Origin of the sequence: Variovorax sp. YR566 (genome assembly GCF_051992195.1) — a bacterium.
Lineage (GTDB): Bacteria > Pseudomonadota > Gammaproteobacteria > Burkholderiales > Burkholderiaceae_C > Variovorax.
In genome coordinates this window covers 2,693,532-2,706,896 of record NZ_CP197092.1, presented here as the reverse complement: position 1 = coordinate 2,706,896, position 13,365 = coordinate 2,693,532, and the positions used below count along the sequence as shown (strand labels likewise).

The following is a 13,365-nucleotide window of genomic DNA, read 5'->3' as shown; positions in this document are numbered from 1 at the left end:
CGTCAATAGGATTACCGAAACGTAACCCGCTTATTGAAAGTGCTTCGATACCATGCGGCAATGAGAATACTTGTCATCGAAGACGAGCCCAAACTAGGCGACTACCTAAAAAAGGGGCTGGAGGAGAACGGTTACGTCGTGGACATCGCCCGCGACGGCATCGAGGGGAGATACCTCGCCACAGAGGGGGAATACGCATTGGTCCTGCTCGACGTGATGCTCCCCGGCATCGACGGCTTTGCCGTGCTGCAGGCCATCCGGCGCACAAAGAACGTGCCCGTGCTGGTGCTCACGGCGCGCGACAAGGTCGAAGACCGCGTGCAGGGGCTGCAACAGGGCGCGGACGACTACCTCGTCAAGCCCTTCTCCTTCTCCGAACTGCTGGCCCGTGTGCAGGCCCTGCTGCGACGCGGCAAGCCGCAGGAATCGACCGTGCTGCGGCTGGCCGACCTGGAGGTCGACCTCCTCAGCCGCAAGTGCGTGCGCAACCGCACGCGCCTCGACCTCACGGCCAAGGAGTTCACGCTGCTGCTGGTGCTGCTGCGCCGGCGCGGCCAGATCCTGTCGCGCACCACGCTTGCCGAGCAGGTGTGGGACATGAACTTCGACAGCGACACCAACGTGGTCGAAGTGGCCATCCGGCGCCTGCGCAGCAAGCTCGACGACCCGTTCGAGGTGAAGCTGCTGCACACCGTGCGCGGCATGGGCTACGTCCTCGAAGACCGCTCCTGGTCTTGACCGCCCGGCCGCACTCACTCCAGAGCCGCTTGTCGCTCTGGTTCGCCGCGCAGACCCTGTTCGGGCTCAGCGTGATCTGCTTCGCCATCTACCTCGTCACGGCCTGGAGCTTCGGACAGAAACAGGAAGAGGAGCTCAACCAGAAGGCAGTGCTGGTGGAGCACCTGCTGAAAGAGGCAGAGAAAGGCGGCGACCTCGTCTTCCTGCGGCACAAGCTCGACGACTTCTTCTCGATGCAGGACGACGTGAGCCTGTCGATCTCGCATGCGGGCAAGCAGCTGTTCCAGTCCAGTCCCACGGCCGGCGGCCGCTGGATGCGGCGCGACCTCGTGGTGCCCTGGCAGCAGAGTGGCCTGACGACGCAGCTGCAGGTGCAGCTCGGCGTGAACACGGCACAGGAAGCCCGCCTGCTCGAACGGCTCGCGTGGACGCTGCTGAGCGCCGTCGTGCTGGGCACGGCGCTGGTCTCGCTCACGGGCATGTGGCTGGTGCGGCGCGGCCTGCGCCCGCTCAAGGCGCTGGCCCAGCGCACCGCTGCAATGGCGCCCGACAAGGCCAACCGCCCCATCGACGCGATGGACTTCGCCGAAGAGCTGCGCCCATGGATCACGCAGTTCAACGCGTTGCTGCTGCGGGTGCAACGCGCCTACGTGCAGCTCGAATCATTCAACGCCGACGTGGCGCACGAGCTGCGCACACCGCTGGCCAACCTGATCGGCTCCACCGAACTCGCGCTCACGCGCCCGCGCAGCAACGAAGAGCTGCAGACCGTGCTCGCCTCCAACCTCGAAGAGATCGGCCGGCTCTCGGGCATCGTCACCGACATGCTGTTTCTCTCGCAGGCCGAGCGCGGCGCGCCGATGCGCACGCGGGCGGTGACGAGCCTGGCGGTGCAGGCTGGCGACGTGATCGACTTCTACGACGCCATGCTGGAAGAAGCCGGCCTGCGTGCGGAAGTGAAGGGCGACGCCATGGCCGACGTGGACGCCGCGCTTGTCCGGCGCGCGCTCTTCAACCTGCTGGGCAATGCGATCCGCTTCGCGGCGCCGGCTTCGACGATTCGCATCGAGATCGGAGTAGAGAACGACGATGAATTCGCAGTCGCGGCCGTCAACCGTGGCGAGCCGATCGACCCTGCCGCCCTGCCCCGCCTGTTCGAGCGCTTCTACCGCGTGGCGCAGGCGCGGGACGGCTCGACCCGGCACCACGGCCTGGGCCTGTCGATCGTGGAAGCCATCGCGCGCATGCACGGCGGGCGCGTGTTCGCGGCCAGCCAGGGCGGCGAGACACGCATCGGGTTCACGGTGCGGCGCAGCAGCGACCGGGACTAGGGCTTGGCGTGCGCGGCATCTGCCGCAACCGCTGCCTTGCGGCCGATGAACAGGTTGATCAGCGGCCCCGTCATCGCCGTAGTCACGAGCGCCATCACCAGCAGCATCGTGAAAAGCTCCGGGCCGATCAGGCCCGCGTCGAGGCCGATCTTCATCACGATGAGTTCCATCAGCCCGCGCGCATTCATCAGCGAGCCGGTGGCCAGGCTGTCGCGCCAGCCGTAGCCCGCCATGCGCGCGCCGGCTGCGCCGCCGGCGATCTTGCCGACGGTGGCAACGCCCACGATCAGCAGCATCGCGCCGAGGCTCGCGCCCGAAAAAGCGTTTGACGTGGTGCCCAGCCCCGCCAGCGCGAAGAACAGCGGCATCAGCACGACGATGGAGATCGGCTCGATGCGTTCGGTGAGCGACTTCAGCAGCCGGTCGTCGCGCGGCAGGCAAGCGCCGAACAGGAAGGCGCCGAACACCGCGTGCAGGTGCAGCCACTCGGTGACCAGCGCCGTCGCCAGCAGGCCGAGCATCAGCGCCGCCATCACGGTGGTCGATGGTTCGCCCTCGGGCGCCTTGGCGCGCAGCAGCCGTGCGAAGGCCGGCTTGAGCCCGAAGAACAGCGCCAGCAGCACCACCGCCATGCCCAGCGTGGTCTTGAGCAGGCCCTGGTAGCCCTCGCCCGCGCCGACCATCGCGACCACGAAGGCCAGCAGGATCCAGGCGAACACGTCGACCACGGCCGCAGCGCCCAGCGACAGCTGACCGAAGGGCGTGCGCGTCATGCCGCGGTCTTTCAGGATGCGCGCCATCACGGGGAAGGCCGTGATCGACAGCGCCGCCGCGATGAACAGCGCAAACGGCCAGAAGCCGACGCCGGCCGGCGCAAGCGAGGGATGCAGCGCCGGCGCAATCGCGATGCCCAGCGCCATTGGCACAACCACGCTCAGCACACCCACGTAACCCGCCGAGCGAAGCTGCTCACGCACGCCCTGCGACGCCCGCAGCTCCAGGCCGACCACGAACATGAACAGCACCAGCCCCAGCGTCGACAACGATGAGAGCCCCTGCAGCGACTCCTTGGAAAACAGCTGCGCATGCAGCGAAGGAAACAGCGCGCCCATGACGACCGGCCCGAGCATCAGCCCCGCCGCCATCTCGCCGACCACGCCGGGCTGCCCCACATGGCGAAGCACCCACCCGCACAAACGCGCGGTGGCCAGGATGACGATGAGCTGCAGCAGGAGCGAAGTGACGGACATCGAGGGGTTGGAATCGGTGAAGAAATTCGGCCGATGTTAGTTCGAAGCCGCGTCGTCGAGCCAGCGGTTGGCCCACTGGTTCAGCGGCGTGAGGCGCTTGACGAGTTCGCTGCCCGACTCGGTGAGCACATAGCCCGCGTCGGCGAGCTCGACCACTCCGACGGCGCGCAGCTCCTTGAGCCGGTCGTTCAGCACCGAGGGCGACATGTCGTCCGTGCTGACGCGCAGCGCCCTGAAACTCTGCGGCAGGCCGTCGCGCAGCTCCCACAGGATGCGCAGCGTGCCCTTGCGGCCGAGCTGCTCCAGCAGCCGCATGATGGGTCGGCGCGATGCCGTGGGTTGTGCGTCTTCCATGCCGAATCCTTCGAATGACTGATTGGCGAGTGTACGTCCTTGCGCTACGCATTTCGTAGCGATAGACTGCACCCGATCGCTACGCTTTCCGTAGCGACTTCGTCCACTTCATCGAAGGAATCACCCATGGCCGAGACAGCCGCGAACCGCGCGCCGAGGATCCCCCCGCTCGAAGCCCCCTACCCCGAACCCATCGGCGATCTGCTCACACGCATGACGCCGCCGCAGGCGCCCGAAGTTCTCGCGCTGTTCCGCGTGATGGCCGTGAACCCCGCGCTGGCCGAGCGCACGCTCGACCTGGGTCGCTACCTGCTGGGCCGCAAGGCAGCCATCAGCCTGCGCGAACGCGAGATCGTGATCCTGCGGGTCTGCGCCCGCTGCGGCGCGGAGTACGAATGGGGTGTGCACTGGGCAGGCTTCGCAGACGCGGCCGGCTTCAGCGAGACCGACCGGCGGGTGATGGCCTCGCCAGACGGTGATCTCTCATTGCTCGCGCCGCGCGACCGGCTGCTGGTGTCGATGGTCGACCAGCTGCACGACACCAGCGACGTGGACGATGCGCTCTGGGAAGCCTTGAACGCACACTGGAGCCACGCGCAGCTGGTCGAGCTGATGATGCTCGCGGGCTGGTATCACTCGGTGAGCTATGTGTGCAATGCGGCGCGCGTGCCGCTGGAGAAGTGGGCGGCACGCTGGTAAGGCAGACAGCAACGACCTATTTCGGCACGCGCATCAACCGCAGCCCGTTCGCCACCACCAGCAGGCTCGCACCCATATCGGCGAACACCGCCATCCACATCGTCGCGCTGCCGAACACGGCGAGCACGAAGAACACGCCCTTGATGCCCAGCGCGAGCGTGATGTTCTGCCACAGCACCGAGTGCGCGCGGCGCGAAAGGCGGATGGTCTCGGGGATGCGGCGCAGGTCGTCGTTCATGATGACCACGTCGGCCGCTTCCATCGCGGTGTCGGTGCCGGCCCCACCCATCGCGAAGCCGATGTCGGCCTGCGCGAGCGCGGGGGCATCGTTGATGCCGTCGCCGGTCATCGCGGCCGCGCCGTAGCGCTGCTGCATGGCCTTGATGGCGTCGAGCTTTTCCTCGGGCAGCAGGTTGCCGCGCACGTCGTCGATGCCGGCGTGGGCGCCGATGGTCTTCGCGGTGGCGGTGTTGTCGCCGGTGAGCATCACGGGCACGACGCCAAGCGCGCGCAACTCCGCCACCGCTGCCTGCGACGATTCCTTGATGGTGTCGGCCACGGCGAACAGCGCGAGCACGGCCTTGTCCGATGCCAGCAGCGTGACAGTGCGGCCCGCTTCTTCATGGCGCTTCAATTCGGCGTCGAGCGACGGCGTGCACAGGCCACGTTCCTCGATCAGGCGGTGGTTGCCGAGCACGTAGGCCTGCCCCGCGTGCGTGGCCTGCACACCGCGGCCGGGCAGCGCGGTGAAGTCGCCGACCTCGTCTCGCTGCCCCTTCAAGCCTTCGGCAATGGCCTTCGACACGGGGTGGTCCGAGCGACCCGCGATGCTGGCGGCAATGGCGAACACCGTTGCCTCGTTGCCCGATGCGTCGATCAGCACGGACTCCACAAGCTTCGGCTTGCCTTCGGTGATCGTGCCGGTCTTGTCGAGCGCCACAGCCTTGAGCTTGCGCGCTTCTTCGAGATACGTGCCGCCCTTGATGAGGATGCCGCGCCGCGCGGCCGATGCGAGCGCACTCACCACCGTGACGGGCGTGGAGATCACCAGCGCACACGGGCATGCGATGACCAGCAACACCAGCGCCTTGTAGATGGCCTGCAGCCAGGTCCAGTCCATGAACAGCGGCGTGAGCGTCGCGACGGCCAGCGCCAGCACGAAGACGGTGGGCGTGTAGATGGCGGCAAACCTGTCGACGAAGCGCTGCGTCGGCGCGCGGGAGCCCTGTGCCTCTTCGACCGCGTGAATGATGCGCGCGAGCGTGGTGTTGGCCGCCACGGCCGTCACGCGGAATTCCAGCGCGGCGGTCTGGTTGATGGTGCCTGCGAACACGGCGTCGCCGATGGTCTTGTCGACCGGAATGCTCTCGCCCGTGACCGGTGCCTGGTCGATGGCGCTGATGCCGGCGGTGACAATGCCGTCGAGCGGCACGCGTTCGCCGGGGCGGATGCGCGCGATGGCGTCGAGTGCCACGGTGTCGGCCATCACAGTCTTCCAACTGCCGTCGGCCTGCTTCACCTCGGCCTGCTCGGGCGCAAGTGCCAGCAGGCTCTGGATGGCGTTGCGCGCGCGGTCCACGGCGCGGGCTTCGATGAGCTCGGCAATCGCATAGAGCGCCATCACCATCGCGGCTTCGGGCCACTGGCCGATGATGAAAGCGCCCGTCACGGCCACGGCCATCAGGGCGTTGATGTTGAGGCGCCCGCGCACCAATGCGCCGAAGCCCTTCTTGTAGGTGTCGAGTCCGGCAAGGCCGATGGCGCCCAGCGCGAGCGCCATCTCGGCGGCCATGAAGCCCTTGCCCTCGAGCCCCATGAAGGAGATCGACTCGGCCGCGATGGCCAGCACCAATGCGGCGACGAGGCGCGCGAGGCCCATGCTCATGCCCGCAATGCGCGCCGGCGCGACGAGTTTCGCGCCTGTCGCTTCGACTACAGGCTCGGGCTTGAAGCCGGCCTTGCGGATTGCATCGAGCGCCAGGGGCAAGGCGGCGGCATCAGCCGTGATCGCCATCGTGCGTTCGCCAAGGCGAAAGCGCAGGCCCTGCACACCGGCTACCGGCTCCAGCGCGCGGCGGATCTCGGACTCTTCGACGGCGCAATCCATCGTGGGAATGCGAAAGAGCAAGGCGCCCTTCGGGATGTCGGCCGTGTCGACGACGGCTGGCGACGAGCCGCAGACCGGGTTGCCGCAGCAGGAGGTTTCGGCCGGGGCATGCGCATGCGTGTGTCCGTGCGCATGGCTGTGACCATGGTCGTGATCGTGCGGGTGAAGGGCCGGAGTGACCGGGTTCAGAGTGGTCTGATTCGTCATGGAATCGATTGGAAACCCTGAAGCAGGTGTAGAGTCAACCGCTCATTTCCACTCGTACATTTGCCGCATCATGAAAATCGGTGAACTGGCCAAGGTCGCGAACACGCCGGTCGAAACCATCCGGTACTACGAGCGCGAGCAACTGCTGCCCGAGCCCGCGCGCACCGACGGCAACTACCGCATCTACGACGAAGACCACGCCCAGCGCCTGGGTTTCATCCGCCGTTGCCGCTCGCTGGACATGACCCTCGACGAGATCCGCAGCCTGCTGAAATTTCGCGACGCACCACAGGAAGACTGCGGCGAGGTCAACCAGCTGCTGGACGACCACATCGGCCACGTGGCCGCGCGCATCACCGAGCTCAAGACATTGGAAAAGCAGTTGAAGGCGCTGCGCCAACAGTGCTGCGGCCCCGAATCGGCAAGCGCCTGCGGCATCCTGCAGGAGCTGGACACCGCCGCGCTCGCACCCGAGGCCTTCAGTCAGCACGCAGGCCACGTGCATGGGGCGCTGCACGCGCCCGCCAAGCGCGCCGGCTAGTCAGGCCGACCGACCGGGCTTGCTATTTGCCGATGAGCTGCGTGAGCTTGTCCGCCTCGAAGCTCTCGTCGCGTGCCGCGTCGCCGGGCACGCAGTCCTTGGTGCCGGGCTGCGCCGACAACTTCTCGATGGCCTGCCACAGCAGCGCGATCTGGTGCTCCTGCCCTGATGCGCTGTCGACCAGCCCGCGCAGCGCCTGGCTCAGCGGATCGTCGTCCTGCGTGATGCCATAGGCCGAGAACTTCTGCGGTTCGGCCACATCGGCGCTCTCGTCGGTCTTCGACGGGATGATGCGCGCGGGAATGCCCACCGCCGTCGCCCCTGCCGGCACCGGCTTGATGACCACCGCATTGCTGCCGATCTTCGCGCCGTCGCCGACGACGAACCCGCCCAGCACCTTGGCCCCCGCGCTCACCACCACATTGCGCCCCAGCGTCGGATGCCGCTTGGTGCCCTTGTAGAGCGAGGTGCCGCCCAGCGTCACGCCCTGGTAGATCGTGCAGCCGTCGCCAATCTCGGCCGTTTCGCCGACCACCACGCCCATGGCATGGTCGAAGAACACCCGCTCGCCGATCTTGGCCGCCGGGTGAATCTCGATGCCGGTCATCCAGCGCGCCCAGTGCGCGATGAAGCGGGCGGGCCACTTGAAGCCATGCGTCCAACAGGCGTGCGCCCAGCGATGCAGCACCACGGCATGGAAGCCGGGGTAGACCGTGATCACTTCCCAGGCGCTGCGGGCGGCCGGGTCGCGTTCGAGGATGCACCGGATGTCGGCGCGCAGTCGAGAGAACATCGCTGCCTTTTGTCGTTATATCGATATGGGGCGGGCAGTCTATAACCCGCCGTCATCGCTTACAGGCGATAAGGTTTTAAAAGGCTACGAGCCTCGCGGCGGGCGGGTGGCGTCGCTCATGGCCTTGGCGATGCCGCGCAGGATGTGGATCTCTTCCGGCGTGGGCTGGGCGCGGTTGAAGAGCTGCTGCAGCCTCGGCATCAGCTTCTTGGGCGCCTCGGGGTCGAGAAAGCCGATCTCCACGAGGGAGCGCTCCCAATGGTCGAGCATGCCGGCCACCGCCTGCGCATCGGCCGCCTGCACCGGGTTGATGGCCTCGCGCACCTCGTAGCCGCCGAGCGCCAGCCGCCATTCATAAGCAACCACCTGGATTGCCGCGCCCAGGTTCAGCGAGCCGAATTTCGGATCGGTCGGGATGCTCAGCGCCACGTTGCAGCGGTAGACGTCTTCGTTCCGCATGCCGAAACGCTCGGAGCCGAACAGGAAAGCCACGTGCTGGTCGCCCTGCTTCGCCAGCGGCTCCAGGTGCTCCCGGGGCGTGCGGGTGGGCGGGCCGAAGTCGCGCGGAATCATGGCCGTGGCGCACAGGTGGGTCACGCCGTCCAGGGCTTCGTCCAGCGTTTCGACGATGCGGGCGTTGGTCAGCACGTCGAGCGCGCCGCTCGCGCGCTGGATGGTTTCCTCGCGCCGCAGCACGTTGGCCCAGCGGGGCGCCACCAGCACGAGGTCGTCGAAACCCATGGTTTTCATGGCGCGGGCGGCGGCGCCCACATTGCCGGCGTGACTGGTCTGGATCAGGATGAAACGGGTGCGCATGGCGGGTTTGGAGACACTAACGGGCGGAGCCGGTAAAATGCCCGATTCTCGCCGCCCGCATCGCCGGGTCGCCTCCGGGGGACCAACCCCACCGTTCTTCTCACAATCCAGAATGTCGTCCCCCAACCTGCATCCCATGCTCAACGTGGCCGTCAAGGCCGCACGCGCCGCCGGCGCGATCATCAACCGCGCCGCCCTCGACGTCGAGGCCGTGCGCATCTCCCAGAAGCAGGTCAACGACTTCGTCACCGAAGTCGATCACGCCAGCGAAAAAGCGATCATCGAGACGCTGCTTGGCGCATACCCGGGGCACGGCATCCTGGCTGAAGAATCGGGCACCGAATACGGCGCCAAAGACTCCGACTACGTCTGGATCATCGATCCGCTCGACGGCACCACCAATTTCATCCACGGCTTCCCTGTGTACTGCGTGTCCATCGCACTGTCGGTGCGCGGCAAGATCGAGCAGGCTGTGGTCTACGACCCCACCCGCAACGACCTGTTCACCGCCACCAAGGGCCGCGGCGCCTACATGAACGAGCGCCGCATACGCGTCTCGAAGCGCACCCGCCTCAACGAGTGCCTGATTTCCACCGGCTTCCCGTTCCGCACCGGCGACAACTTCAAGCAGTACCTGGCCATCATGGCGGACATGATGCCCCGCGCGGCCGGCCTGCGCCGCCCCGGCGCCGCCGCGCTCGACCTGGCCTACGTGGCCGCCGGTTTCACCGACGCGTTCTTCGAAACCGGCCTGAACCCCTGGGACGTGGCCGCGGGTTCGCTGCTGGTCACCGAGGCCGGCGGCCTCATCGGCAACTTCACGGGCGAGCCCGAATTCCTCGAACAGCGCGAATGCCTGGCCGGCGCCCCGCGCATCTATGGCCAGCTGGTGCCGCTGCTCGCCAAGTACTCCAAGTTCGCCAACGTCGACGACAAGCTGCGCGCCAGCGACCGCGTGCGCGCCGTGTCCGCCTCGACCAAGTCGAACGCGGACGATGCCTCGGCTGACCTCTACGCCCGCAGCACCGTGGTCGACTTTGCCGACGAAGCTGCCGAAGGCGCCACCCCGGCCGCTGCCGAAGCGAAGCCCGCTCCCCGCAAGCTCACGCGCGTGCGCCGTGACGCGCCCGCCAACGGTGCCTCTCCCCAGTCTTCCCAGCCTTCCCAGCCCCGCGAGGGCGACGCTTCCGCCAAGTGACGATGCTGGGGCCCAACGCCGCGCCCCGCGTTCGTGCCGCTCTGCGCATTGCGCTGAGCCACTACGTCGCGAGCGGGCTCACCGTCGCGCTGGGCCTGCTGTTCATCTCGGGCGGCATCCACTTCTGGCTCGGCACCATCGCGGCCTCGGCCGCCGCCACCGGCGTGATCGTCACCGCGCCGCCCGACCTGCCCGGCCCGCGCCGCGGCAAGTTCTTCCAGATGCTGCCGGCGCCGCTCATCGGCCTGCCGCTGTTCTTTGCCGTGCAGATACTGCACACTGCGCCAATCCGCCTCGGGCTTCTGCTGGTGCCCGCCACCTTCATGGCCTTCCTGGCCATGGCCTGGGGCAAGCGGGGCATCCCGATCGCCATCGCGGTGATGTTCTCGATGGTCTTCTCCATGGCCACGCCAGCGCCCACCGGCATGGCCGACGCGCTGGAGCGCACCTGGCACTTCGGCCTGGGCGCGGGCCTGTACGTGATCTGGGCCACGCTCGCCAACCTGGCGCTCAACGGGCGCTTTCGCACCCAGTCGGTGGCCGACGTGCTGTATTCGCTGGCCGCGCTCATGCGCACCGAGGCCAGCCAGTTCCTGCCGCAGGACGAAACCCGCGACGTGCGCGACACCCCCGCGCCGGTACTGGGCCAGCTGCTGCGTGAGCAGGCCGCGCTGGCCGACCAGCTGCAGGCCACGCGCGACATCGTGCTCGAATCGCCGCGCACCCCGCGCCGCCAGCGCCTGGCCGCCATGCTGGTGATCGTGCTCGAAATGCGCGACCAGCTGCTGGCCAGCGAGCTCGACCTCGACACCCTGCGCGCACACCCCGCGCATGCCGAGGCGCTGATCGAAATGCGCTGCGTGCTCGAAGAACTCGCCGACGAAACCATCGCGCTGGCCGACGCCCTCATGATGGGCCGCCACCCCGAAGCCGTGGCCGACCGGCGCCCGCGCCTCGCGGCCATCCACGTCTCGGCGGACGACAGCGCAAACATGCACGGTGGAGGCGGCGGCCACATCGGTCCCACGGCCGCCATGCTCGCTCGCGGACTGGCCAGCCGCATCGGCCACATCAACGACGAGGTGCTGCGCCTGTCGGCCATGGCGCGCGGCGATGCCGAGCCCAACCTTGCCGTGGTGCGCGCCAACTGGCAGCTGTTCGTGAGCCCGACCGACTGGTCGCTGCGCCCCTTCCTCACGCTGTGGCGCTGGGACCAGCCGCCGCTGCGCCACGCCATTCGCGCGGCGCTGGCCATTGCCGCGGGCTACGCCATCGCCGTGTCGATGCCCTGGGGCTCTCACGACTACTGGATCCTGCTGACCATCGTGGTCGTGCTGCGCGGCAGCCTCTCGCAGACGCTGGAGCGGCGCAACGCGCGCGTGGCCGGCACGCTGCTGGGCTGCGTGCTCGCGGTGGGGTTGCTGTCAGCGCACCCTTCGGCGCTGATGCTGCTGGTGATCGTGACCGTGGCGCAGGCCATTGCGCACAGCTTCGCGGTGCGGCGCTATCTCATCACCGCCGTGGCCGCCACCGTGCTCGGCCTGGTGCAGGCCCACATGCTGAACGTGGGCGTAGCGCCCATCTTCGCGCTGTTCGAGCGCATCGCCGACACGCTCATCGGCGCCGCGCTGGCCTGGGGCTTCTGCTACGTGCTGCCCTCGTGGGAACGCACGCAGATTCCGGCGCTGGTGTCGCGCGTGCTCACCGCGCAGGCCCGGCATGCGCGCCTGGCGCTCGGCCTGGGCCAGCTGCAGGCCATCGACAGCAGCCCCGAACTCGAATGGCGTCTCGCGCGCCGCGAGGCCTACGACAGCCTCTCGGCGCTGGTGCAGGCCACGCAGCGCTCGCTGTCGGAGCCGCGCGCGGTGCAGCCGCCGCTGGAGCCGCTCGAACACCTGCAGGCCCACAGCTACCAGCTGCTCGCGCAACTGAGCGCGGTGAAGTCGATGCTCGTGCTGCGGCGCGACCGCCTCACGCCGGCAGAGGTCGAAGGCCCCATCAGCCGCACCGCCCAACGCATCGAGGCGGCCATCGGAACCACTCCCACCACCGGCCCCTCTCACCCCGAGAGCGCCGGCTCGACCACCGTCGGTGGCCCGATCCCCCTGCCCGACCCGTTCGACAACGACATCAGCCCCTGGCTGCTGCGCCGGCTCGACCTGGCCACGGCCCTGGCCACGCAGCTGCGCGACGACGCGGCGCGAATTCTTCAACCCCTGAACGAGACAACAGCAGCCACGACGACCACCGCCTGATGACCAAAGAGATACTTGCCCACCCCTGGTTCGGCACATGGATTGCCATCCTCGTCGCCATCCCGCTCGCTCTTCTGGTTCACCGCATCGGCGGCCTTGTGCTGAAGCGCATCACCCGCCCCGTGCCCACGGTGCACGCGATGGTGATCAACTGCAACGCGCCGGCGCGGCTCGTGCTGCCGCTGGTGGCGCTGCTGCTCATCTTCCAGGCGGCGCCTGACGACCTTCGCTTCATCGGCAACGTTCGCCACCTCAACGGACTGCTGCTCATCGCCGCCGCCACCTGGCTCACGGTGAAGGCCATCAGCGGTTTCGCCGACGGCGTGCTGGCGCAGAACCCCTCCGACATCGCCGACAACCTGCAGGCCCGCCGCGTGCTCACGCAGACCCGCGTGCTCGCGCGCACCGCCATGACAGTGGTCGTGGTGGCCGGCGGCGCGATGATGCTCATGACCTTTCCCGGCGCGCGCCAGGTGGGCGCGAGCCTGCTGGCCTCGGCCGGCGTGATCGGCATCGTGGCCGGTCTTGCGGCCAAGCCGGTGTTCAGCAACCTCATCGCCGGCCTGCAGATTGCGCTGGCGCAGCCGATCCGCATCGACGACGTGCTGGTGGTCGAAGGCGAATGGGGCCGCGTCGAAGAAATCACCGGCACCTTCGTCGTCATCCGCATCTGGGACGACCGGCGCCTGATCCTGCCGCTCACCTATTTCATCGAGAAGCCGTTCCAGAACTGGACGCGTCACTCGGCCCAGCTGCTCGGCTCGGTCTTCATCTACGTCGACTACGGCATGCCGCTCGCGCCGCTGCGCGAAGAGGCAGAGCGCATCGTGAAGGCCGCGCCCGAGTGGGACGGCCGCTTCTTCAACCTGCGCGTGACCGACGCCACCGAGCGCACCATGCAGGTCCGCGTGCTCTGCACCGCCGCCACCTCGGGGCTGGCCTTCGACCTGCGCTGCAGCGTGCGCGAGGGGCTGATCGATTTCATGCAGCGCGAGTACCCGCAGTTCCTGCCGAAGACGCGCATCGCGAGCGAAGGCAACCAGGAGCGCGAACACCAGCAGGCTGTGGCCTGATCC

The 13,365-nt window shown here is 68.0% G+C and carries 12 protein-coding genes; 7 read left to right on the top strand and 5 right to left on the bottom strand.

Annotated elements, in window-relative coordinates:
- The first annotated feature begins 60 nt into the window (after positions 1 to 60).
- Together ACTG4X_RS12680 and ACTG4X_RS12675 are read left to right on the top strand one after the other, a co-directional pair.
- Complete coding sequence (locus ACTG4X_RS12680) at positions 61 to 738, top strand: heavy metal response regulator transcription factor (protein WP_093057895.1); 678 nt, start codon at positions 61 to 63, stop codon at positions 736 to 738.
- The gene (locus tag ACTG4X_RS12675; RefSeq protein WP_440533930.1) at positions 735 to 2,069 is read left to right on the top strand and encodes a heavy metal sensor histidine kinase; all 1,335 of its coding nucleotides are present in this window, start codon (positions 735 to 737) and stop codon (positions 2,067 to 2,069) included. Before ACTG4X_RS12680 ends, ACTG4X_RS12675 begins: the two co-directional genes overlap by 4 nt.
- Here the strand turns inward: ACTG4X_RS12675 and ACTG4X_RS12670 are convergent.
- Positions 2,066 to 3,319, bottom strand: coding sequence for a cation:proton antiporter (locus ACTG4X_RS12670; protein WP_440533929.1), 1,254 nt, complete (start codon positions 3,317 to 3,319; stop codon positions 2,066 to 2,068). The two genes, ACTG4X_RS12675 and ACTG4X_RS12670, sit on opposite strands and share 4 nt — an antisense overlap.
- Before the next feature lie 36 nt (positions 3,320 to 3,355).
- Positions 3,356 to 3,673: a winged helix-turn-helix transcriptional regulator gene (locus ACTG4X_RS12665; RefSeq protein WP_093057898.1), complete on the bottom strand. Its 318-nt coding sequence runs from the start codon at positions 3,671 to 3,673 to the stop codon at positions 3,356 to 3,358.
- A 126-nt stretch (positions 3,674 to 3,799) separates the two neighbouring features.
- Here ACTG4X_RS12665 and ACTG4X_RS12660 point away from each other — a divergent pair, with 126 nt between their 5' ends.
- Positions 3,800 to 4,372 carry a carboxymuconolactone decarboxylase family protein gene (locus ACTG4X_RS12660; protein ID WP_440533928.1) on the top strand — a complete coding sequence of 191 codons (573 nt, stop codon included), beginning with the start codon at positions 3,800 to 3,802 and terminating at the stop codon, positions 4,370 to 4,372.
- Positions 4,373 to 4,388: 16 nt separating this feature from the next.
- On the opposite strand, the gene ACTG4X_RS12655 is transcribed toward ACTG4X_RS12660, so the two are convergent.
- Positions 4,389 to 6,686, bottom strand: a complete 2,298-nt coding sequence (locus ACTG4X_RS12655) for a heavy metal translocating P-type ATPase (protein WP_440533927.1) — start codon at positions 6,684 to 6,686, stop codon at positions 4,389 to 4,391.
- A gap of 70 nt (positions 6,687 to 6,756) precedes the next feature.
- On the opposite strand from ACTG4X_RS12655, the gene cadR reads away from it, so the two are divergent.
- Complete coding sequence (gene cadR / locus ACTG4X_RS12650) at positions 6,757 to 7,227, top strand: Cd(II)/Pb(II)-responsive transcriptional regulator (protein WP_097199486.1); 471 nt, start codon at positions 6,757 to 6,759, stop codon at positions 7,225 to 7,227.
- 22 nt (positions 7,228 to 7,249) lie between these two features.
- Here the strand turns inward: cadR and cysE are convergent, their stop codons facing one another.
- Complete coding sequence (gene cysE, locus ACTG4X_RS12645; protein ID WP_093177697.1) at positions 7,250 to 8,020, bottom strand: serine O-acetyltransferase; 771 nt, start codon at positions 8,018 to 8,020, stop codon at positions 7,250 to 7,252.
- Positions 8,021 to 8,104: 84 nt separating this feature from the next.
- Positions 8,105 to 8,836, bottom strand: coding sequence for an RNA methyltransferase (locus tag ACTG4X_RS12640; RefSeq protein WP_093057903.1), 732 nt, complete (start codon positions 8,834 to 8,836; stop codon positions 8,105 to 8,107).
- A 112-nt stretch (positions 8,837 to 8,948) separates the two neighbouring features.
- Between ACTG4X_RS12640 and ACTG4X_RS12635 the strand changes: the two genes are divergently transcribed.
- The 3 genes from ACTG4X_RS12635 to ACTG4X_RS12625 are packed head-to-tail and all read left to right on the top strand — an operon-like array spanning position 8,949 to position 13,362.
- Entirely contained in the window at positions 8,949 to 10,034 is a 1,086-nt protein-coding gene (locus tag ACTG4X_RS12635) for an inositol monophosphatase family protein (RefSeq protein ID WP_093057904.1), read from the top strand.
- 2 nt (positions 10,035 to 10,036) lie between these two features.
- The gene (locus tag ACTG4X_RS12630; protein WP_440533926.1) at positions 10,037 to 12,289 is read left to right on the top strand and encodes an FUSC family membrane protein; all 2,253 of its coding nucleotides are present in this window, start codon (positions 10,037 to 10,039) and stop codon (positions 12,287 to 12,289) included.
- Positions 12,289 to 13,362 (top strand): mechanosensitive ion channel family protein, encoded by a 1,074-nt coding sequence (locus ACTG4X_RS12625; RefSeq protein WP_093057906.1) that lies wholly within the window; start codon positions 12,289 to 12,291, stop codon positions 13,360 to 13,362. Before ACTG4X_RS12630 ends, ACTG4X_RS12625 begins: the two co-directional genes overlap by 1 nt.
- The last annotated feature ends 3 nt before the right edge of the window (positions 13,363 to 13,365 follow it).

What these genes read in the sequence shown, in the direction of transcription:
- ACTG4X_RS12660 (WP_440533928.1), top strand. Translation starts at nt 3,800, where the DNA reads ATGGCCGAGACAGCCGCGAACCGCGCGCCGAGGATCCCCCCGCTCGAA.
- ACTG4X_RS12680 (WP_093057895.1), top strand. Translation starts at nt 61, where the DNA reads ATGAGAATACTTGTCATCGAAGACGAGCCCAAACTAGGCGACTACCTA.
- ACTG4X_RS12655 (WP_440533927.1), bottom strand. Translation starts at nt 6,686, where the DNA reads ATGACGAATCAGACCACTCTGAACCCGGTCACTCCGGCCCTTCACCCG.
- ACTG4X_RS12625 (WP_093057906.1), top strand. Translation starts at nt 12,289, where the DNA reads ATGACCAAAGAGATACTTGCCCACCCCTGGTTCGGCACATGGATTGCC.
- cysE (WP_093177697.1), bottom strand. Translation starts at nt 8,020, where the DNA reads ATGTTCTCTCGACTGCGCGCCGACATCCGGTGCATCCTCGAACGCGAC.
- cadR (WP_097199486.1), top strand. Translation starts at nt 6,757, where the DNA reads ATGAAAATCGGTGAACTGGCCAAGGTCGCGAACACGCCGGTCGAAACC.
- ACTG4X_RS12630 (WP_440533926.1), top strand. Translation starts at nt 10,037, where the DNA reads ATGCTGGGGCCCAACGCCGCGCCCCGCGTTCGTGCCGCTCTGCGCATT.
- ACTG4X_RS12640 (WP_093057903.1), bottom strand. Translation starts at nt 8,836, where the DNA reads ATGCGCACCCGTTTCATCCTGATCCAGACCAGTCACGCCGGCAATGTG.
- ACTG4X_RS12635 (WP_093057904.1), top strand. Translation starts at nt 8,949, where the DNA reads ATGTCGTCCCCCAACCTGCATCCCATGCTCAACGTGGCCGTCAAGGCC.
- ACTG4X_RS12670 (WP_440533929.1), bottom strand. Translation starts at nt 3,319, where the DNA reads ATGTCCGTCACTTCGCTCCTGCTGCAGCTCATCGTCATCCTGGCCACC.
- ACTG4X_RS12665 (WP_093057898.1), bottom strand. Translation starts at nt 3,673, where the DNA reads ATGGAAGACGCACAACCCACGGCATCGCGCCGACCCATCATGCGGCTG.